The 18803-nt window shown below is 71.0% G+C and carries 22 protein-coding genes; 10 read left to right on the top strand and 12 right to left on the bottom strand.

Annotated features, from left to right (window positions below):
• Window positions 1–13: 13 nt before the first annotated feature.
• Complete coding sequence (locus GN153_RS01220) at window positions 14–418, bottom strand: hypothetical protein (protein ID WP_236544725.1); 405 nt, start codon at window positions 416–418, stop codon at window positions 14–16.
• Window positions 415–936, bottom strand: coding sequence for a DUF5817 domain-containing protein (locus GN153_RS01225; RefSeq protein WP_159898974.1), 522 nt, complete (start codon window positions 934–936; stop codon window positions 415–417). The genes GN153_RS01220 and GN153_RS01225 overlap by 4 nt, the downstream gene beginning before the upstream one ends.
• Window positions 937–1053: 117 nt before the next feature.
• Between GN153_RS01225 and GN153_RS01230 the strand changes: the two genes are divergently transcribed.
• The 5 genes from GN153_RS01230 to GN153_RS01250 all read left to right on the top strand — a co-directional run bounded on the left by GN153_RS01230 (window position 1054) and on the right by GN153_RS01250 (window position 5077).
• Entirely contained in the window at window positions 1054–2121 is a 1068-nt protein-coding gene (locus tag GN153_RS01230; RefSeq protein WP_159898976.1) for a hypothetical protein, read from the top strand.
• Window positions 2118–2960 (top strand): mechanosensitive ion channel family protein, encoded by an 843-nt coding sequence (locus GN153_RS01235; RefSeq protein ID WP_201287781.1) that lies wholly within the window; start codon window positions 2118–2120, stop codon window positions 2958–2960. Before GN153_RS01230 ends, GN153_RS01235 begins: the two co-directional genes overlap by 4 nt.
• A 43-nt stretch (window positions 2961–3003) precedes the next feature.
• Window positions 3004–4392 (top strand): glycerate kinase type-2 family protein, encoded by a 1389-nt coding sequence (locus GN153_RS01240; RefSeq protein ID WP_159898978.1) that lies wholly within the window; start codon window positions 3004–3006, stop codon window positions 4390–4392.
• A 24-nt stretch (window positions 4393–4416) separates the two neighbouring features.
• A complete protein-coding gene (locus GN153_RS01245; protein WP_159898980.1) occupies window positions 4417–4755 on the top strand; it encodes a cupin domain-containing protein in 339 nt (112 codons plus the stop codon).
• Window positions 4756–4837: 82 nt separating this feature from the next.
• Window positions 4838–5077 carry a hypothetical protein gene (locus GN153_RS01250; RefSeq protein ID WP_159898982.1) on the top strand — a complete coding sequence of 80 codons (240 nt, stop codon included), beginning with the start codon at window positions 4838–4840 and terminating at the stop codon, window positions 5075–5077.
• Between the two features lie 109 nt (window positions 5078–5186).
• On the opposite strand, the gene GN153_RS01255 is transcribed toward GN153_RS01250, so the two are convergent.
• The 4 genes from GN153_RS01255 to GN153_RS01270 all read right to left on the bottom strand — a co-directional run bounded on the left by GN153_RS01255 (window position 5187) and on the right by GN153_RS01270 (window position 9780).
• Window positions 5187–6761, bottom strand: coding sequence for a long-chain-fatty-acid--CoA ligase (locus tag GN153_RS01255; protein WP_159898984.1), 1575 nt, complete (start codon window positions 6759–6761; stop codon window positions 5187–5189).
• A gap of 195 nt (window positions 6762–6956) precedes the next feature.
• On the bottom strand, window positions 6957–7448 hold the full coding sequence (locus tag GN153_RS01260; protein WP_159898986.1) for a cupin domain-containing protein: 492 nt from the start codon (window positions 7446–7448) through the stop codon (window positions 6957–6959).
• Between the two features lie 276 nt (window positions 7449–7724).
• Entirely contained in the window at window positions 7725–8987 is a 1263-nt protein-coding gene (icd, locus tag GN153_RS01265; protein WP_159898988.1) for an isocitrate dehydrogenase (NADP(+)), read from the bottom strand.
• 91 nt (window positions 8988–9078) lie between these two features.
• Window positions 9079–9780, bottom strand: a complete 702-nt coding sequence (locus GN153_RS01270) for a hypothetical protein (protein WP_159898990.1) — start codon at window positions 9778–9780, stop codon at window positions 9079–9081.
• 59 nt (window positions 9781–9839) lie between these two features.
• On the opposite strand from GN153_RS01270, the gene GN153_RS01275 reads away from it, so the two are divergent.
• The 4 genes from GN153_RS01275 to map all read left to right on the top strand — a co-directional run bounded on the left by GN153_RS01275 (window position 9840) and on the right by map (window position 13894).
• Window positions 9840–10712 carry an isoaspartyl peptidase/L-asparaginase gene (locus GN153_RS01275; RefSeq protein ID WP_159898992.1) on the top strand — a complete coding sequence of 291 codons (873 nt, stop codon included), beginning with the start codon at window positions 9840–9842 and terminating at the stop codon, window positions 10710–10712.
• A gap of 83 nt (window positions 10713–10795) precedes the next feature.
• A complete protein-coding gene (locus tag GN153_RS01280; protein ID WP_159898994.1) occupies window positions 10796–11968 on the top strand; it encodes an AI-2E family transporter in 1173 nt (390 codons plus the stop codon).
• 58 nt (window positions 11969–12026) lie between these two features.
• The gene (locus GN153_RS01285) at window positions 12027–12911 is read left to right on the top strand and encodes a universal stress protein (protein WP_159898996.1); all 885 of its coding nucleotides are present in this window, start codon (window positions 12027–12029) and stop codon (window positions 12909–12911) included.
• A gap of 92 nt (window positions 12912–13003) precedes the next feature.
• Window positions 13004–13894: a type II methionyl aminopeptidase gene (gene map / locus GN153_RS01290; protein ID WP_159898998.1), complete on the top strand. Its 891-nt coding sequence runs from the start codon at window positions 13004–13006 to the stop codon at window positions 13892–13894.
• Between the two features lie 52 nt (window positions 13895–13946).
• On the opposite strand, the gene GN153_RS01295 is transcribed toward map, so the two are convergent.
• From GN153_RS01295 to GN153_RS01310, 4 genes are read right to left on the bottom strand one after another with little or no spacing between them, the layout of a single operon-like run.
• Window positions 13947–14633: a cytochrome c biogenesis protein CcdA gene (locus GN153_RS01295; protein ID WP_159899000.1), complete on the bottom strand. Its 687-nt coding sequence runs from the start codon at window positions 14631–14633 to the stop codon at window positions 13947–13949.
• Window positions 14630–15166: a TlpA family protein disulfide reductase gene (locus GN153_RS01300; protein ID WP_159899002.1), complete on the bottom strand. Its 537-nt coding sequence runs from the start codon at window positions 15164–15166 to the stop codon at window positions 14630–14632. The genes GN153_RS01295 and GN153_RS01300 overlap by 4 nt, the downstream gene beginning before the upstream one ends.
• 36 nt (window positions 15167–15202) lie before the next feature.
• Complete coding sequence (locus tag GN153_RS01305) at window positions 15203–15991, bottom strand: sulfite exporter TauE/SafE family protein (RefSeq protein WP_159899004.1); 789 nt, start codon at window positions 15989–15991, stop codon at window positions 15203–15205.
• Window positions 15992–15994: 3 nt separating this feature from the next.
• The gene (locus GN153_RS01310; RefSeq protein ID WP_159899006.1) at window positions 15995–16687 is read right to left on the bottom strand and encodes an SCO family protein; all 693 of its coding nucleotides are present in this window, start codon (window positions 16685–16687) and stop codon (window positions 15995–15997) included.
• 107 nt (window positions 16688–16794) lie between these two features.
• Here GN153_RS01310 and GN153_RS01315 point away from each other — a divergent pair, with 107 nt between their 5' ends.
• Complete coding sequence (locus tag GN153_RS01315; protein ID WP_159899008.1) at window positions 16795–17655, top strand: nitrous oxide reductase accessory protein NosL; 861 nt, start codon at window positions 16795–16797, stop codon at window positions 17653–17655.
• Between the two features lie 52 nt (window positions 17656–17707).
• On the opposite strand, the gene GN153_RS01320 is transcribed toward GN153_RS01315, so the two are convergent.
• The gene (locus GN153_RS01320) at window positions 17708–18220 is read right to left on the bottom strand and encodes a winged helix-turn-helix transcriptional regulator (protein WP_159899010.1); all 513 of its coding nucleotides are present in this window, start codon (window positions 18218–18220) and stop codon (window positions 17708–17710) included.
• Window positions 18221–18286: 66 nt separating this feature from the next.
• Window positions 18287–18607, bottom strand: a complete 321-nt coding sequence (locus GN153_RS01325) for a DUF7471 family protein (protein ID WP_159899012.1) — start codon at window positions 18605–18607, stop codon at window positions 18287–18289.
• Window positions 18608–18803 lie beyond the last annotated feature (196 nt).

Genomic DNA, 18803 nt, shown 5'->3' on the forward strand with positions numbered 1-18803 from the left:
GAGCCGCTCCCGCTCACACCCACTTTCGCGACTCCGCAGCCAGAAAGAGCACGCCCCCGATGACGACCACGAGTCCGACGACGAGCAGCGTCCCGCTGCCCAGCATCGGCCCGACAGCGAGGAAGGTCCACCCCAGGCCCGCCACGCCGTGGGCCATCGCGACCGTCCGCTGGCCCGCCCGGTAGAAGACCACCGCACCGAGGTCGAGCCCGATGGCCAGCGCCACGCCGGCGAGCCCGAACATCGGGATCCGCGCGTCGCCGACCGCGAGGGGGTCGACGACCGGCTCGGCGAGCAACAGCAACCCCGCCAGGCCGACGAAGCCGCCGACGACGTACCGCCCGACACCGGCCGACTCCGGTGACTGCGGCGACTCGGGCGACCCGCTGGGCGAGGGCCACTCGCCGTCGGAGCTCATAGCAGCCGATACCCCCCACCGGCCTCGGTCACCTCGCCGGCCCGGACGAGCTTCTCTAAGGCACGCTCGGCGTACTCGCGGGAGACGCCGTGCTCGGCCGCGTAGGAAGCGACCTCGGCCTCGCTCGGCGCCTCGAGTTCCCGGAGCGCGGCCCGGACGGTCTCCTCGCGGCTCCGGGAGCCCCCGCCGCCGGCCGCGCGGTCGGCTGCCGCCTCCACCTCGCCGGTGTCGACGCCCACGCCCTCCAGGTAGGTCTCGTCGTCGACGCCCGCGTTCTCGAGGTCGTCGTCGAGTTCCGCGAAGGAGCCCACCTCGGCGAAGGCCTCGCTCTCGCCCTGCCGGCTGGCGAGCATCGACGCCCGGACCTCGCGAGCGTGGTCCTCGTCCTCGGTGGTCAGGAACTCCCGGCGGTACTCGTGTTTGCGGGAGGTCCCGCAGCGCGGACACTCGGTGCGCTCGGGGTCGCCCTCCACGATCCACAGCGCCGAACACTCCCCGCAACCGACCACCGCGTACATACCCGGTCATGGGCGTCCGCGTGCATGAATCCGGCGGGCCAGGACGGCGCCCCTCTCTGGAGCCGCCGCCAGGGTAATGTGGATGCTGGCCGAGGCTGGGGGCATGGGCGTGAGACCGTGACCGAGGGGACGACTGCCGGTGCTGGCGGGTGGCCGGGCCCGGCGGACCTCCTCGACGAACCGGCGCGGGAGACCGTCGACGCCGTCGCCGGCGGCGACGCCCGGGGTCCGCTCGCGGTCGTGGGCAGCCCCTTCGCCGGGCGCCGCGCCGTCCTCGACCACCTCGCCGACCGGCTGGACGCGACCCGCGTCCACGTCGGCCCGGCCGGGCCGGACCCCGGTGGGGGGACCGGCGGGATGGAGGCGGACGACCCCGACACCGGGGTCGACCTCCGGGTTCGGACCGGCCCGGACGCCGACGAGCCGGGACGGGAAACCGCCGACGCCATCGCCGACGGGGGCGCGACGGTCGTCTCGGGCTGTCACCACCTCTACACCCGCCGGGTCGGCGGCTTCGAGCCGCTGGACACCTGCCTGGATGCCGTCGCCGGCGCCGACTCGACGGTCGTCACCGGCTGGAACCGGTACGCCTGGACGTATCTCGCTGCGGTCCGGGACCTCGACCGGACGGTCCCGGAGCGCGTCGAGGTCGGCCCGCTGGACGCGGCGGCGCTGTCGGAGCTTCTGCTGGCCCGGTACGACGACATCCCGACCTTCGAGCGCGACGACGACCTCCCGCTTTTCACCCGCCGACAGGTCTCCGTGGCGGGAGTCGACCTGTGGCTGCCGGCGCTGGACAGGGCAGCCCTCGCCGCCCGCCGCGGCGGCGACCCCGACCCCCGCGACGTCGTCTTCGAGCGCCTGGCCGCCGTCTCCGAGGGCAACGTCGGCGTCGCGACGACGCTCTGGGAGCGGGCCCGCGGTTCCGAGGTCCGGCCCAGCGACGTGCCCGACGTCGACCAGCCGGGCCTGGACCGGGAGACGGCCTTCTGTCTGCGGGTCGTCCTCGCGAGCGAGCGCGCCCACCGGGCGGACCTGGCGGCGGTGGTCGGCGACGACACCGAGCGCGCGCTCGGGCGCCTCCGGCGGAACGACCTGGTGACCGTCGACGGTGACTGGGTCGCCCTCTCGCCGGCGGCGGTTCCGACGGCCGTCGCCGAGACCGAACGGGAGCGGATACTGTGAGCGGAGTCGCCGCGGTTTCGGGGGCTGACCCGGTGTTACCTCTCGGCCTCACCGGCCTCCCGGTTGACCTTTCGACGCTGGCCGGCGCGCTCGCGGTGCTCGCGGGCGCGTACGTCGGGGCCCGCATCGTGGCCACGGCCCTGTCGGTCGCTGCGGAGTACAGCGGGAGCCGCCGCATCGGGATCAAGGTCTTCATCCCGGTCGCGAAGTTCGCCATCTACGGGACCGCGGTCTACCTCGTTCTGGGGCCGCTGTTCCGGCTCTCGGCGACCCAGTTGCTCGCCGTCTCCGGACTGCTCGCGGCGGCGCTGGGGTTCGGGCTGCGGGACCTTGCGGCCGGCGTCATCGGCGGGCTCGTCGTCATCGTCGAGAAGCCCTACCGGGTGGGCGACAAGGTGCGCATCGGCGACCACTACGGCGAGGTGACCGACATCAGCCTCCGCGCGACCCGGCTCGTGACCGACGACGACACCGCGGTCGTCGTCCCGAACGCGACCTTCTTCACCGAGAACGTCGCCAACGTCAACAGCGGCGACCCGGAGATGATGGTCGTCACCGAACTCGCGGTCGCGCCCGAGGCCGACATCGAGCGCGCGGTCGACATCGTGGAGGACGCCCTCGTGACGTCGAAGTACGTCTACGTCGACGACGACCACCCCGTCGCTGTCCGCGTGGAAGACGAGGTCTACCACCGGACGGTCAGAGGGAAAGCCTACGTCGCGGACCTGCGCGACGAACTCGCCTTCAGTTCGGACGTGACTCGCCGCGCGCTGGCGGCCTTCGAGGAGGCAGGGGTCGAGACGCCCGAGGTCCCCGACCGGGTGCCCGCCACGGAGTGAGTCCCGACACAACCGTTTTGCGCCCCCTCGCCGAAATCCGGACGTGTTCGAGCGCCGCGACCGCCTGGCCCGCTCGCCGCGCCACGACCTCGCGCTTCAGTGCATCGCGTCGGGGGTCGAGGCCGCCCACCCCGAGCGCGTCGTCCGTGAACGGGTCGCGGTCGACGGCGACACGCTCCGGGTCGCGCGGGGGACGGGCGCCGCCGGGGCCCACGAGGTCGACCTCTCGGCGGTCGACCGCCTCCTTGTCGTCGGTGGGGGGAACGCTGCTGGGACCGCTGCCCGGGCACTCGAAGGGGTGCTCGGCGAGCGTCTTGACGACGGCGTCGTCGTCACTGACGACCCTGCGCCCTGCGACCGCGTCCGGGTCCGCGCAGGCGACCACCCCGTCCCCACGGCGCGCAACGTCGAGGGAACCCGAGAGGTGCTTGAGCTGACCCGGTCGGCCGGCCCGGACGACCTCGTGCTCGCGGTCGTCGCCGGCGGGGGGAGCGCCCTGCTTGCCGCACCGGTCGACGGCATCTCGCTCGCGGACCTGCGGGCGACGACCGAGGGACTGCTGGCAAGCGGCGCGGCCATCGGCGAGGTCAACGCCGTCCGCAAGCACCTCTCGGCGGTCAAGGGCGGCGGGCTGGCCCGGGCGGCCGCGCCCGCGCCCGTCGTCGGGCTCGTGTTCAGCGACGTGGTCGGCAACGACCTCGGGACGGTCGCCAGCGGGCCGACGGCCCCGGACCCGACGACCTACGCCGACGCGCTCGGGGTGCTGGACCGGTACGACGTGGCCGTCACGGAAGCAGTCCGCGAGCACCTCGACGCCGGGAAACGCGGGGAGCGCCCGGAGACGCCGGCCGACCCGGCGGCACTCGGCGACGTCACCAACCGGGTGCTCGCGGACAACCTGACAGCCCTGAAGGCCGCAGCCGACGTCGCTGCGGAGCGGGGGTACACGCCGCTCGTGCTCTCGACGCAGACCCGGGGGGAGGCCCGCGAGGCCGCCAAGACGCACGTCGCGGTCGCTGAGGAGTGCGCCGCGAGCGGCAACCCTGTCGAGCCGCCGGCGGTACTGCTGGCCGGCGGCGAGGTGACCGTCGCCGGCGCCGGTGAAGGGAATTCGGGGCGGGGCGGACCGAACGCGGAGTTCGGGGTGAGCGCGGCGCTGGAGCTGGCCGGTCGCGACCCCGCAACCGGCATCGTGGCCGCGAGCGTCGACACCGACGGCGTCGACGGCCGTTCGGAGGCAGCGGGCGCACTCGTCGACCGCGACACGGCCGAGAACCCGACGGCCGCGCGCGAGGCGCTCGGGACCCACGCGACGGCGCCATACCTCGCCGACCGGGACGCAGCGGTCGTCACGGGGCCGACGGGGACGAACGTCAACGACCTCCGGGTGTTCGTGGTCGGGGAGCACAGACCGGGCGACACCAACCATTAGGGGGTTCGCGCCGACGGACCGGGTATGGAAACGATGGCACCCGCGGACGGCGAGACGGTCGAGGCGGTCGAGGGCGTCCACCTCACACAGCTGGCCGCCGACGAGCGGATGAGCGTCCAGCACTTCCACATCGAATCCGGGGCGACGGTTCCGGAGCACAGCCACCACCACGAGCAGGCCGGGTTCGTCGCCGGCGGCGCGCTCACCTTCTCCGTCGACGGCGAGACCCACGTCGTCGGCACCGGCGAGTCCTTCGTCATCCCCGGCGACGAACCCCACGCCGCGGAGAACCGCGGGGACGTCCCGGTGAGAGGCGTCGACGTCTTCAGCCCGCCGCGGACGGACCCCGACTGGGGCGAGTGAACCGCGGTCTGCAAGGGCAGTTTGCGGGCTCGCTTCCGACGACACCGAAACGCCCGAGTGGCCGGGCGTCGACCCGCCACACATGCCCTCCGTCACGCCCCGCGACAACAGGGAGATGCTTCTCGGCGTCGAACTCACCGTTCTCGGCGGCTTTCTGACCACCTGGGGGCTGGTCGCCTCCTTCATGCCGCTGGTGCTGTTCGGCGTTCCGCTCGTGCTGTTCGGCTTCTGGGTGACCGTCGACACCTACGCGAACGGCGCAGACCCGCGCCGTGACGCCCGCCAGGCTGGCGGTGCCGAGTCCGAGCCGCCGGAGCGCTAACCCGGCGGATCGACCTCGGGAGGGTCGCCGGTGAGCGCTCCGCCGCCGGAGCTGGAGTTCGGTGTGGATGGCCGGTTCGGCAGTCAGCGGCGGGACGGCGGCATTCGCGTCAGGACTCCGCCCGGTCGCGGAGCTTGTACCGCTGGATCTTGCCGCTCGGGTTCTTCGGGAGCTCGTCGACGAACACGTACCGCCGCGGGCGTTTGAACTCGGCGAGTTGCTCTGAGTCGAGGCAGTACCGGTCGAGTTTCTCCTCCAGCCCCTCACGGTCGGCCCCCTCGCTCGGAACGACGTAGGCCGTCACCGCCTCGCCCCACTGGTCGTCGTCGGTGCCCACGACGCCGGCATCTGCCACGAGGTCGCTCTCGTACAGCACCGCCTCGACCTCGGTGGGGTAGATGTTCTCGCCGCCGCTGATGATCATGTCGTCGACCCGGTCGACGAGGTAGATGAACCCGTCCTCGTCTTCGTATCCGAGGTCGCCCGTGAAGAACCAGCCCTCGCGGATCGCGTCGGCAGTCTTCTCGGGACGATTGAGGTAGCCCTCCATCATGCACGGCCCGGTGAGGATGATCTCCCCCTCCTCGCCGGGCGGGACGGTGTCCGCGGGCGTGACCAGGTCGTCCGGGTCCTCGGTGGACGTCGGTTCGACGATCCTGGCGTCGTGGTTCGGGAGCGGCACGCCGACGCTCCCGAGTTTCTCGACGACGTCCTCCGGCTCGATCGCCACCGCGACCGGCCCCATCTCCGTCATCCCGTAGGCCGTGCTCACGACCTCGCCGAACGTGTCGACCAGGTCCTCCAGCAGCGGCCGCGGCATATCCGAGGTCCCGTACCCGATGCTCTCGAGGCTCTCGCCCGCGAAGTCCGTCTCCTCCTTGCTGTCGAGCACCTGCTGCCACGTCCGCGAGGGGAGGCTCATCGACGTGACTCGTTCCTCGTCGACGAGTTCGAGCGCCAGTTCCGGGTCGAAGCCGCTGAGGACCACCGATTTCCCGCCGACGTTGACGCCCGGAAGCAGGCTGCAATTGAGCGCCGCGTTGTGGTAGAGGGGCATCATGATGATCCCGACGCGGTTCCGCGACATCCCACCCATCATCGCCATGTTGTGATAGGTCGCGTTCTCGTGGGTGTGGAGGACGCCCTTCGGCCGGCCCGTCGTTCCGCTCGTGTACATGATCGCCCAGATATCCCCGGGATCGTTCGACGCGGCCGGGGGTGTTTCGACGGCGTCCTCGAGCAGCTCGTGGAACCCGACCGCGTACTCCGGGACCGGATTCGAACCGTCGTCGAAGTACACGAACCGGTCCGCGGTCAGGTTCTCGCGGACGTTCTCGACTGTCCCCCGGACGCTTTCGTCGAAACAGACGACTTCGGCCCCCGAGTCGTCGAAAATATACGCGGCCTCGTCCGGGGCCAACCGGTAGTTGACCGGGCTGAACACCCCTCCTGCACGCGGAATGCCGTAAATCGAGACGACCATCGGGACGGAGTTATGAGACATGACCGAGACGGTATCGCCCTTCGAGACCCCCAGTTCCCGGAGCGCGTTCGCGAACCTCGTCGCCCTCGCGTCCAGTTCCGCGTACTCCAGCCGGACGTCCGCCTCCGGATACACGAGCGCCTCGTCGTCGGGGTATTTCTCCGCGGACCGGGTCAGCGTCTCCGGGACAGTCGGTAGCATGGCGCAACCATCTGTACCGACCGTCTTGTATGTACCCCCGACCCCCCGCCACGCCGGCCACCGCGGGGCCTGTCGGTGCGCCCCGCTCTGACCACGAAACCGTGGTGGACGTGTGACCCGGAGAATTGCCTGCTACATACAGAGGCTGTATGCAACGCGGGGGATCGATAAAACGCGTCTTGTCGGGGACGGGACCTACATCTGGAGTCCGTGTTCTTCACACAGTCGTGGAATACTCTCGAAGTCAACCTCGAACCCGTAGCGCTCGTTGATTGCCTGATACCCGGCCATTTTTTCCTCGTCAGTTGGATCCAGCGGGAACAGTTCGGCAACTTCCTCGAAGAGCCCCGAGAACTCGCCCGGCACGATGATCTCGAGGAGCTGGAGCGGGTCGTCACCGGCGTTCCAGAAGGTGTGCCAGATGTCCCGGTCTTTCACGACGAACTCCCCCGCTGGGACCGTTGAGATTTCGTCGTCGGCGAGAACAGTCATCTCGCCGTCCAGCACGTAGGAGACCTCGTCTTCACGGCTATGGCGGTGCAGCGGCGCGGCGAGCGAGTGGGGTGCGAGCTCGTGTTCCACCACTGCCACACTGGCTTCGTTTTCGTCCGCTGAGACTGCGAGTTTCGCTCCGAGTTGACCTAGTTTGACGTCGTATTTCGCCGGGGGTGTGGCTTGTGAACTCATCACAGGTACTGACGACGAGCGCCAGCATAAACTAGCAATGATCCGTGCTAACTCGGGTGCCAGAGAGGGCCCGAAACGCTTCCATCTCATCGAGATTTGTCAACCGCACAACGTGACGATACCTTTTCTCTGGCCAGTGCAGCGACTGATCCGCGCCCTGTATTCAGCACGGCCGTTTCACCCTCTCACAGCTTGAGAGTCCCAACAGGGCAAAAAACGAGTTACGAGCGCTTCCGGGCGTTCTGGCGGCTCCGCCGTCAGGGGACGAGCGACCCGTTACGCCAGCTGCTCGATATTCTCGACGACGGCGTCGGCGTACTCGGAGGTGGCGAGCTTCTCCCCGCCCTCGATCTGGCGGTGGAGGTCGTAGGTGACCTGCTTCGAGGAGATGGTCGCCTCGCAGGCGTCGCGGACGAGCTGTGCGGCGTCGTCCCAGCCGATGTACTCGAACATGAGCACGCCCGAGAGGATCATCGCGGTGGGGTTGACCTTGTCCTGGCCGGCGTACTTCGGGGCGGAGCCGTGGACCGGCTCGGCCAGGCAGAGCCCGTCGCCGAAGTTCGCGCCCGGCGCGATGCCGAGCCCGCCGATCTGGGCGCCACAGGCGTCGGAGAGGTAGTCGCCGTTGAGGTTCGGCATCGCGAGGACGTCGTACTGTTCGGTCCGGGTGAGGATCTGCTGGAGCATGTTGTCCGCGATGCGGTCGTTGACGACGACGGCGTCCTCGGGAGGCTGCCCGTCGCGCTCCTCCCAGAGGGTGTCCTCGGTGATGACCTCCTCGCCGTACTCCTCTTCGGCGACCTCGTAGCCCCAGTCCCGGAAGGCGCCCTCGGTGAACTTCATGATGTTGCCCTTGTGGACCAGGGTGACCGTGTCCCGGCCGCGTTCCAGCGCGTAGTCGATGGCCTTCCGGACCAGCCGCTTGGTGCCGAACTCGGTGATCGGCTTGACGCCGATCCCGACCGGGCCGTCGTGGATGGTGTCGTCGAAGCCCATCTCCTCCTCGACGAACTCCTTGACCTGCTGGACCTCGTCGGTGCCGGCCTCCCACTCGATGCCGGCGTAGACGTCCTCGGTGTTCTCCCGGAAGGTCACCATGTCCATCTGCTGAGGCTCGGAGACGGGCGACGGGACGCCCTCCAGGTGGTAGGTCGGCCGGACGTTGGCGTATGTGTCCAGAGTCTTCCGGAGCGCGACGTTCAGCGACCGGAATCCCGCACCCACCGGGGTCGTCAGCGGTCCCTTGATCGCGACCCGGAACTCCTTGATCGCTTCGACCGTGTCCTCCGGGAGGTTCTCGTCGTACCGTTCGCGGGCGCTCTCGCCGGCGTAAACCTGCATCCAGCTGACGTCCCGGCCGGTGGCGTTCGCCGCCGCCTCCAGGACCTTCTGTGCCGCCGGGCCGACGTCGGTGCCGATGCCGTCACCGTAGAGGATCGGGATGACCGGCGTGTCGGGTACGTCGAGTTCGTCGTTCTTGGCGTCTACGACCTCGATCGCTTCCCCCTCGTCGGGAACCTCGACCTGTTCGTATGTCATTACGTCGCATTTCAGGGGCCGGGTCTAAATGTATGCCGCTTCCCTGCTAACGGTGATTATTAATCCTGTCATTGGCTGATCTCGGGGCGATTCAGTCGAGGAGCGCGCCGGCCATCGCCCGGAACTCGCGGGGTCCGTTGCGAAGCAACGCCCGCGGGAACCGCTGCCGCGCACCCTCGAACGCCACGGCGAGTGCCGCGTCCGCGTCCTCGAACACGCCCGCCCCGTGCCCCACCAGCACGCGCTCGGGCTCGCAGTCCGCGAACCGCTCCCGCGAGGGAAAGAGTCTGCCGAGCGTCGGGAGTCCCAGCCGCTCCGGGCCGACGGTGAAGGCGTCGTGGGTGCTCAGGTAGTCGGGCACGTACAGCGTCCCGTCCGCCTCGCGGTAGGCGGCGACCTCCCGCCAGGCGTACAGCGGGCGCAGCGGGCGGAGGGCAAAGCCCGCCAGCTCATCCTCGACGCGGTCGACGCGGCAGTCGAGCCGGTCGGGCACCCGGTCGAGCCAGCCGGGGACGGTGACCGGGACGTCGTAGCGGCGGGCGAACCGCGCGGCATCGCGGGCGTGGTAGTCCGAGAGCACCGCGACGCCGGCCACCTCGCCGAGCCCCGCGAGGAGGTCGTCGACGCCCGGCGCGTCCAGCGGGTCGAGCACCCAGACCCCCTCGTCGGTGGACACCGCGTGGCTGACGCGCCGTCCCGCCTCCTCGGGGTGGGCGAGCCAGCCGACGCCGTCTTCCCAGCGGTCGACCTCGCGGTACCGGTCGGAGTCAGTTCGGTCGTATGTCGGGGACACGTCCCCCGACGCGCTCCGGGGGGCGATATCTCTTTTCCTCCGGCGGTCGACGGGCCGGCATGGAGCTACTCGTCCACGGCGGCGCCGGGAGCGAACCCGAGGAGCCCGACCGACGCTGGCGGGACCTGCGGCGGGCCGTCCGGCGCGGACGGAAGCGGGACCGCCCGCTGACGGCGGTTCGGGCCGCCGTCCGCCACCTGGAGTCCGCGCCGCGGTTCAACGCCGGCGTCGGGGGCGCCGTCCAGAGCGACGGCACCGTCCGGACGGACGCGGGTATTATGGGCAGCGACGGGGTCTGTGGCGCGGCCTGCGCGATGCCCGGGGTCGAGCACGCCGTCGAGGTCGCCCGGGTCGTCGCAGAGGAGACCCCGCACGTCTGTGTCGCCGGCGAGCGGGCGGTCGCGCTCGCGGGGGCGTTCGACGTCGGGACCGACCGGGACCTGTGGACCGAGCGCACCCGCGAGCGGTGGCGGGAGGCCGACGTCCCTGCGCCGGCGGGCGGGGACGGCGGAAGCGTCCGGGACCAGCTGGCGGCCGTCCGCGACCGGTTCGGCGGGACGGACACGGTGGGTGCGGTGGCGACCGACGGTGACCGGCTGGCCGCGGCCACCTCGACCGGCGGGCGGTGGTTCGCGCTCGCCGGCCGGGTCGGGGACGTCCCGCAGGTCGGCGCCGGCTTCTACGCGACGGCGCAGGCGGCCGCGAGCGCCACCGGTGAGGGCGAGGCCATCGCCCGCTTCGGCCTGGCGCGGCGGGCCGTGGCGGCGGTCGCCGACGGCGACGACCCCGGCACCGCCGCCGACCGCGTCGTCCGGGGCTTTGCGGCCGAGACCGGCGGCCGCGCGGGCGTCATCGTCGCCGACCGCTCGGGCCGGACCGGCCACGCTCACAACGCCGAGGCGATGGGAACGGCGGGAACCGGGCCGGGGTAGGCGGGCGGAGGCACTCGCCCGGGCCGTGAGAACACGGCGCCCGCCACCACCGGCTTTTTGACGGGGCGGGGAGACCTGCGACCATGCAGGCGCTGGACGACGTCGACCCCGGGCGGGTCGGGCTGGCGGGCTTCGGGCTCCTGCTCGCGCTGGTGGTCGTCTTCGTCGTCTACTCGTTTCTCGGCGTGTTCGTCCTCGGGATCTTCCTCTACTACGCGACCAGGCCGTTTCACCGGCGGTTCGACGCCTACCTGCCGGGGTCGGTCGCCGCGGCACTCTCGCTGCTCGTCCTGGCGGTCCCGGTCGTCGTGCTCGTCGCCTACACCGCCACCGTCGGCTACAGCGAACTCGCAGCGCTCGCGGAGACGACCGGCGTCGACGCGCTGAACGGCGTGGTCCCGTCGGCCAACGTGACCGCGGCCGTCCAGGACCCCGGGTCGCTCTTGACCGACCGGGACCCCGGCCGGCTCGCCGACATCGCCCGGGCCGCGCTCGGCTACCTCGCGCTCGTGTTCTCGTCGGTGTTCGACATCGTCGTCGCCTTCACCATCGCCTTCTATCTCCTGCGGGACGGCGGCCGGCTCCGGGGGCTGCTCGAGAACTACCTCGACCGGCACAGCGACGCCCTCGACGGCGCGGGGCTCGACGACTACTTCGACGCCATCGACGCCGACCTAGAGACGGTCTTTTTCGGCAACATCCTCAACGCCCTCCTGATCGCGGTCATCGGCGCCCTCTCCTACAGCGCGCTCAACGTCTTCGCGCCGGCGGCGTTCGACATCCCCTACCCCGTGCTGGTGGGCATTCTCGCCGGCGCGGCCAGCCTCGTCCCCGTGGTGGGGATGAAGATCGTCTACGTCCCCGTCGTCGCGTACCTGGGTAGCCGGGCGGCGCTGACAGGCGGCGGGTGGAACTTCGTGGTCGCGTTCGCCCTCGTCTCCGTGGTCGTGGTCGACACCGTCCCCGACCTGGCGTTGCGGCCCTGGGTGTCCGGCGGGGACCTGCACCTCGGGACCGTCATGTTCGCGTACATCTTCGGCCCGCTGGTCTTTGGCTGGTACGGCCTCTTTCTCGGGCCGCTCGTGCTCGTGCTCGTCGTTCACTTCTACGACGTCGTGCTGGACATCGGCGCTGAAGCCGACACCCGTGACGACACTGGCGCCGGTGACGGCACCGACGAGGACGCGAGCGGAGTAGATGAGGGGGGCGGAACAACCGAACCGGCAGCCTCCGGTGATACGGCCGACGGCAGCTGATCCCCAGGGTCCGGGAACGTCGGGAACCATTAACCGGGTGGTGGGTGTAGGCCCCCGCATGTACGAACGGATACTGCTCGCGACGGACGGCAGCGACCACACCAGACGGGCGGCCGAGTACGTGCGGACGCTTGCCGACCGGTTCGACGCCGACGTCCACGTCCTCGCGGTGGCCGACGTCGGCAGCGTCTCCGTCGCCTTCGACACCGGCGGTATCGAGCAGGAGGTCATCGAGCGCCTCCAGCGCCAGTGCGAGGAGTGGGCCGAGGAGACCGGCGAGTTCGTCGACGCCGCGGAGACGGCGGTCCGCAGCGGCAAGCCCCGCCAGGAGATCCTCGACTACGCAGCCGAGCACGGCGTCGACCTCCTGGCCATGGGGACCCACGGCCGGACCGGGATCCGCAGGTACGTCATCGGGAGCGTGACCGAGCACGTCCTCCGGCGGGCGGAGGCGCCGGTGCTGACCGCGCGGGCCGACGAGGAGGCAAACGGCGGCGAGATCGACCGGGTGCTGGTTCCGACCGACGGCAGCGGTGCGGCGGAAGCCGCCGTCGACCACGCGGTCGCCGTCGCCGACGCCTGCGGGGCCGCCGTCCGGGTGCTCAGCGTCGTCGACACCCGCGCGCTCGCCGCTCAGTCCGAACTCGCTCCCTCGGATGCGGTGATCGAGAGCCTCGAGGAACGGAGCGAGCACGCCGTCAACGAGGTGGCCGAGCGCTGCGAGGAGGCGGGGCTGTCCGTCGAGACTGTCGTCGCCCGCGGCGCTCCCTCCAGGGCCATCTGCGAGGACGCCGACGAGAGCGGCGCCGACCTGGTCGTTATGGGGACCCACGGACGCAGCGGACTGGACCGCGTGCTGCTCGGAAGCGTCGCCGAACGGACGGTCCGGCACGCGCCCGTTCCCGTGATGGCCGTCCGCGGCGAGGACTCCGGCGGGGAGTAGCCCGTCCGCGGTGGCGAGGCCGGGGGGGAGTGGCCGGATCGAGTGGCTCCGGAGTGGACAAAGGCTTTGCCCGCCACCGCTCAAGGGCGGGTATGAGCGAGGTAGACCTGGAGGCCGAGCAGTACGAGAAACACCGCGAGGCCGGCGAGATACTCGCGACCGTCCGCGCGGAGGCCGTCGAGCGCGTCGAGGTCGGCGCCAGTCACCTCGAGGTCGCCGAGCACGTCGAGGACCGCATCCGCGAGCTCGGCGGCCAGCCCGCCTTCCCCGTCAACGTCAGCATCGACGAGGAGGCAGCCCACGCCACGCCCTCGGCAGGCGACGACAGCACCTTCGGCGAGGAGATGATAAACCTCGACATCGGCGTGGCCGTCGACGGCTGGCTGGCCGACTCCGCCATCACCGTCGACCTCTCCGGGAACGAGGACCTGGTCGAGGCCTCCGCCGAGGCCCTGGAGGCGGCCATCGACCTCGTCGAACCCGGCGTCCAGACCGGCGAACTCGGCGCCGCCATCGAGGAGACCATCGACGGCTACGGCTACAACCCCGTGGTCAACCTCACCGGCCACGGGCTGGGCCACTGGGAGCAACACACCGAACCCAACATCCCCAACCGCGCGGTCTCGCAGGGCGTCGAACTCTCGGTCGGGGACGTGGTCGCCATCGAGCCCTTCGCTACCGACGGCGCCGGCAAGGTCAGCGAGGGCAACGAGGAGGAGATCTTCGCGCTGGAACAGGAGCGGTCGGTCCGGAACCGGCAGGCCCGGCAGGTGCTCGAACAGATCACCGAACAGTTCCGGACACTGCCCTTCGCCACGCGGTGGGTCGACTCCTCGCGGGCGGAGATGGCCCTGCGCCGGCTCAAACGCCAGGACGTCATCCACGGCTATCCCGTCCTCAAGGAGGAGGAGGGGAAGCTGGTCAGCCAGAAAGAACACACCGTCATCGTCACCGAGGACGGCTGTGAAGTGACGACCCGGTGAGCGGGCCCAGCGAGGGGGACTGGTCACTCGCCAGCGAGAGAGCGGCCCGGACTCACAGCGGGGTCAGAAGCGACGGCAGGGCGGTCGGCGCAACGGCGACGACGACCTGTCCGACGCCGGCGAGAACCACGATTGCGCCGGCGGCCGGCTCGAGCCGGCTGCCGAGGCCCGCGAGTCGACCGGCTGCCAGGTCGAGTCCGAACCCCACCGCGAGGGTCACGGCCAGAAGCGGCAGAGCGACGCCGGCGGCGTAGGCCACCACCACGGCGACCGCGACCGGCGGCGAGAGCGCGACTGCCTGGACGACGACCGCCAGAAAGACCGGCAGCACACAGCCGGCAGACGCTCCGGCGTAGCCGGCCCCGAAGAGCACGAACCCCGAGGTACCGGCACGCCGGGCCGGCAGCGCGACCGTCAGCGCGGGACCGCGTCCGGTGAGCAGGCTGGCCCCGAAGGCGACCAGCGCGACACCGACCAGCGGTTCCACGACCGGCAGCAACCGCGAGACCGGCCGGCCGGCGAGCACCGCCGCCCCCGCGAGCCCGCCGAGTGTCACGACGACGCCCACCCCGGCTGCGACGCCGCGCGCGACGATGCCAGCCGCTCGTCGGTCGTCGCCGACGGTACTGGCGTAGTACCCCACGTAGCCCGGGACCAGCGGGAGCGCACACGGCGACAGGAAGGTCAACACGCCGGCGCTGGCCGCGAACGCCAGGTAACTCCCAACCGGGTCGCTCACGAGTACTCACCGCCACCTGCGGCCCGTATCTCGTCGACGATCCGCGCGGCGGTCGTTCGCCCCGCGTGCGACCAGGTCTCGGTGCCGTCGGGCGCGACGACGACAGCCCTCGGGACGCTCGTTGCGCCGTAGCGCCGCGCCAGCGCCGTCCCGTCGTCGGCGGCGACGGTCCAGGTCCCGCCGTGGTCGGCCCACCACGAGGCGACCGCCTCGGTCGAGATACTCAGCCCGACGGGTTCGCTGGTCACCGAGAGGAACTGGACGCCGTCGGGGACCTGCCTGTGGGCCTCGCCGACGGCGGACATCTGCGACGCACAGACGCCACAGGTGGTGGCGAAGAACTCGACGAACGTCACGCGGCCCGGCTCCGGGACGGTCGCCCGGCCCGCCTCGCTCCCGGGGGCGTCGATGGTCTCGACGGTCACCGGCTCCGCCTCGCGTACGTCCTCGCCGGTGAGCGACTCGCCGAGGCCGTTGCATCCGGCAGCCGTCGTCGCGGCGGCGACCGAGGCGAGCAGCTCACGCCGCCGCACGCGGGTCACCTCCGCTTCTCGTTCGCTCTGGCACGCTCACCACGGCTGGAAATGAGGCAGCGGGATCCCCGGCAGGACGACCCCGAGCGCCGCCAGCCCGTGCTGGAGCGGGATGTACCCCAGGACGACGAAGGCGAGTCCGAGGACCCGGTGGAGCCGCTGGCGAGTGCCGACCTCCAGCCCGCTTGCCAGCGTCCCGGTCAGGAAGACCGCGGGGACGGTTCCCAGCCCGAGCGCCGCGAGCGCGGCCGCGCCCCCGACCGCCGAGCCCTGGACGAACGCGTACAGGTACGCCGGGTACAGGAGCGGACAGGGCAGGAGCCCGTGGACCGCGCCGAGCCCGGCGATGCGGTAGTCGCCGACCCACGCGTCGACCCGCGGAACCAGGGTGCCACGGACTGCGGCCGCGACCCGCCCGACCCCGGGGACTGGCACGCGCCGCGTGCCGCTGCCGGCGAGGTAGCTGGCGCCGACGGCGGCGACGACGGCCCCGACGAGGATGCCGGTCGCGGCCCGGACCTCCGTCGCCACGAGGGTCACGTCCCGGAGGCCGACGAAGACGAGCTGGCCGGCCAGCCCGAAGAGCCCGCCGAGCAGGGTATAGCTGGCCGTCCGCCCGAGATTGAACAGCGCGTGCTGCCGGACGGCCTGCGTCGTGAGGACGTCCTCGCGTCCCCCCGCGTCCATCCTGGCGGCGTAGGTCGCGACCAGCGGCCCGCACATCCCGATGCAGTGTGCGCCCCCGAGCAGGCCGACGAGCGCCAGCACCGGGAGGCCGAGTGTCTCCGTGCCGAGGAGGGGATTGGCCGGTGTGCATGTCGCCATCAGTCAGGAGGTGGCCTCCACGACGGTCTCGACGTCCGAGAGGACGCGCTCGTGGTCCGGCCGGTCGGTCCGGTAGGCCCGTTCGACGACCCCGTCCGGATTCCGGAGGAACGTCAGCGAGAGGTGCCGGAAGTCGTAGCCCGGGAGACGCCGGGACTCGCCCGCACCGACCCGCTCGAACGTGATGCCGAGCTTCTCGTCGACCACCGTCTCCGCGCGGGCCGCCGACTCCGGGCGCAGGAACCGCCAGTTCCCCGCCCCCATGTCGATGTTCATTTTGCGGGCGTACTCCCTGAGTAGCTCGGCGTCGTCGCGCTCGGGGTCGAACGTGATCGCCAGGAACGTCACCTCGTCGCCGATACCCCGCTCGAGGGTTCCGTGCTGGACACCCGCCAGCTGGCCGACGAGACGGACACACTCGACGGGACAGCTGGCGAAGAAGCCGGTCACGACCAGCGTCCCATCGATGGCGGTGCTGTCGACCACCTCGTCGGCCAGTGGGTCCGGTAGGCTGAACGCCGGCAGCGCCTCCCCGTGGGCCGGATACGGGAGGTCGCTGCTGTCGAACTGCCGGTCTCGCGGCGGGTCGAGAACAGTCTCACCAGCGGTCGTGCTGTCCCCGAGAACCGTGGTGAGACAGCCGGAACTCGCCGCGGCGACGCCGAGACCAGCCGCAAGGTAGGTTCGTCTCTCCATCGATCGAGGCTCGTCAACTCACGGATGTAAGCCGTCTGGTGCACCCTTCGAAAACTTCCGACAGCCACACCAGACGGCCTATTATTGCCGCCGACCCAGCTTCCGGTATGGACGGTCCGACCACCCCAGTTGACCGACGCAGACTGCTCGCGCTGATCGGTGCCAGTTCCGCTGTCGCCCTGGCGGGCTGTGCCGGCGGGGGCGACGACGGCGACGGCTCGCCTCCGACGGACACGCCGACGCCGAGCGACGTCGTCCCGGAGGAGTACCGGACCGCGGCCAGCCTGAACGACAGACAGCGCGACCCTGATGCGCTCTCGGCCAAGAGCGACGTGAACTATCAGGACGAACCGGACGACGGCCAGCAGTGTTCGGGCTGTGCGTACTACATCCCGGACAGGAACGGCGACGGCGTCGGTGCCTGCTCGATCGTTGAGGGGAACATCGAGCCGAGCGGGTACTGCGTGAGCTACGCCGCACACGAGGAGGGAACCAGTACGGACGGCGACAGCACCGGGGACGGCGAACCGTCGCTCGCGCCCGCCGACGTCCCCGGGGACGCGGAGTGTGCCGTCTGTGGCATGACCGTCGCGAACTTCCCGGAGTGGAACGCCCAGACGGTCCACGAGGACGACACCCGCGAGTTCTTCTGCACCGCCGGCTGTGCGACCACCTACTACGCCGTCACCGACCAGTTCGCCGACACCGATGCGGCTATCGCAGGCCTCTGGGTCAGGGACTTCGACAGCCGGGAGCTGGTCGACGGCACGAGCGCGTCCTACGCGCTCGAGACCGACTCCGACCGCGTCGACGACCCGATGCGGCTGAACCCCGCGCCGTTCGCGACCCGCGAGGACGCCGTTGCCTACGTCGAGGCGGTGGCTCACCTCACCGTCGAGGACATCGTCGAGCTGTCGGCGTTCGACCGAGACCTGGCCGAGCAGTACCGCGGCCGGCTGATCGAGTGACGGGTACCGGAAACGCCGGTGTGCGGGGTGAACACGCCGTCCGGTCCGTCTGTCAGTCGAGGAGCGCGTCGTCGACCAGCCGGGTGAACCGGTCGACCAGACGGTCCGGGGCCGAAGGCGAGACCTCGTCGAGCAGTCGGCGCGTCTCGTCGGGTCGAGTCAGCCTGATGTGGCTCCGGCCGTGTTCGTCGTAACACTTCTCCGCGACACCCGCGTCGACGAGCGTCGAGACGTGCCAGGAGACCGTGCTCCGGGCCACGTCGAGGTCCGTTGCCAGGTCGGCGGCCGACGGCTCCGGCTCCTTGAGCGCGGCGACGATGATGCCCCGGACGGTTTCGCGCCGGAGGAGGGCGATCGTTCGCTGCTCCCAGGGGTCGTACCCCTCCGGGAAGTAGTGGGTACGGTCGCGGACCTTCGCGGTATCGAGCCCCCCCGCACGACGGAGCCGGCGGAGGTGGTACTGCGCCTGCCCGGTCGCGATGCCGAGGTTGCGGGCGAGTTCGTTGAAGTGGACGCCCGGGTTGGATTCGATGTGTCGGCGGATCGCCCGTCTCACCTCGCTCATGGGAGCCACTAGCCGCCTCTCGGTAAAGACACTCGCTGGCGTTCCCAGCTGCTGGGAACGTAGCACTCAGCCGGCCCGCGACGGCGTCCCGGTGCTGTACAGCGCGTACAGGACGAGCGTGGCGACTGCGAAATCCGAGCCGTGCTCGATGAGGTGGTGAACCGGCATCGGAACGATGCCGAGCACCGTCCCGAATCCGATGACCGACCGGGAGACGAGAATCCCGAGCGCGGCCGTCACCAGGAGGTAGACCCTCGTCCGTCGCCGGCGGTAGCCGACCAGCCCGGTCAGAAACAGCGTCGCTGTCCCGAGCGTCGCGAGGACGAGTACGGCGAGGATCGCCGCCGCCTCGGCCCCGCTCACCCAATCGGCCGCGGACGGGAACATATCCGCTCAACACACCTGAGCCGTGAGTGTGTTACGGGTTCCGCCGGAAAGCCCTCGCCTCTGGACCCTTCCCCGCGCTCCAGCCACGGCTGGCAGGGCCCCGGGCGACAGTGGAGCCCGCTACCCGTCCGCGCACGGACCGCTCGAGGCGCCCTGGCACGGCCCAGCGTCGTTCCGGGAGCCCCGGAGCGGCCGC

The sequence above is a fragment of the Salinirussus salinus genome, assembly GCF_009831455.1.
Taxonomy (GTDB): domain Archaea; phylum Halobacteriota; class Halobacteria; order Halobacteriales; family Haloarculaceae; genus Salinirussus; species Salinirussus salinus.

Bases quoted from the DNA above. Each gene is read 5' to 3' on its own strand.
- GN153_RS01260 (WP_159898986.1), bottom strand. From the start codon at position 7,448: ATGAGTTCACAAGCCACACCCCCGGCGAAATACGACGTCAAACTAGGT.
- GN153_RS01315 (WP_159899008.1), top strand. From the start codon at position 16,795: ATGGACGGTCCGACCACCCCAGTTGACCGACGCAGACTGCTCGCGCTG.
- GN153_RS01280 (WP_159898994.1), top strand. From the start codon at position 10,796: ATGCAGGCGCTGGACGACGTCGACCCCGGGCGGGTCGGGCTGGCGGGC.
- GN153_RS01225 (WP_159898974.1), bottom strand. From the start codon at position 936: ATGTACGCGGTGGTCGGTTGCGGGGAGTGTTCGGCGCTGTGGATCGTG.
- GN153_RS01320 (WP_159899010.1), bottom strand. From the start codon at position 18,220: ATGAGCGAGGTGAGACGGGCGATCCGCCGACACATCGAATCCAACCCG.
- GN153_RS01255 (WP_159898984.1), bottom strand. From the start codon at position 6,761: ATGCTACCGACTGTCCCGGAGACGCTGACCCGGTCCGCGGAGAAATAC.
- GN153_RS01325 (WP_159899012.1), bottom strand. From the start codon at position 18,607: ATGTTCCCGTCCGCGGCCGATTGGGTGAGCGGGGCCGAGGCGGCGGCG.
- GN153_RS01285 (WP_159898996.1), top strand. From the start codon at position 12,027: ATGTACGAACGGATACTGCTCGCGACGGACGGCAGCGACCACACCAGA.
- GN153_RS01245 (WP_159898980.1), top strand. From the start codon at position 4,417: ATGGAAACGATGGCACCCGCGGACGGCGAGACGGTCGAGGCGGTCGAG.
- icd (WP_159898988.1), bottom strand. From the start codon at position 8,987: ATGACATACGAACAGGTCGAGGTTCCCGACGAGGGGGAAGCGATCGAG.
- GN153_RS01275 (WP_159898992.1), top strand. From the start codon at position 9,840: ATGGAGCTACTCGTCCACGGCGGCGCCGGGAGCGAACCCGAGGAGCCC.
- GN153_RS01305 (WP_159899004.1), bottom strand. From the start codon at position 15,991: ATGGCGACATGCACACCGGCCAATCCCCTCCTCGGCACGGAGACACTC.
- GN153_RS01310 (WP_159899006.1), bottom strand. From the start codon at position 16,687: ATGGAGAGACGAACCTACCTTGCGGCTGGTCTCGGCGTCGCCGCGGCG.
- map (WP_159898998.1), top strand. From the start codon at position 13,004: ATGAGCGAGGTAGACCTGGAGGCCGAGCAGTACGAGAAACACCGCGAG.
- GN153_RS01250 (WP_159898982.1), top strand. From the start codon at position 4,838: ATGCCCTCCGTCACGCCCCGCGACAACAGGGAGATGCTTCTCGGCGTC.
- GN153_RS01220 (WP_236544725.1), bottom strand. From the start codon at position 418: ATGAGCTCCGACGGCGAGTGGCCCTCGCCCAGCGGGTCGCCCGAGTCG.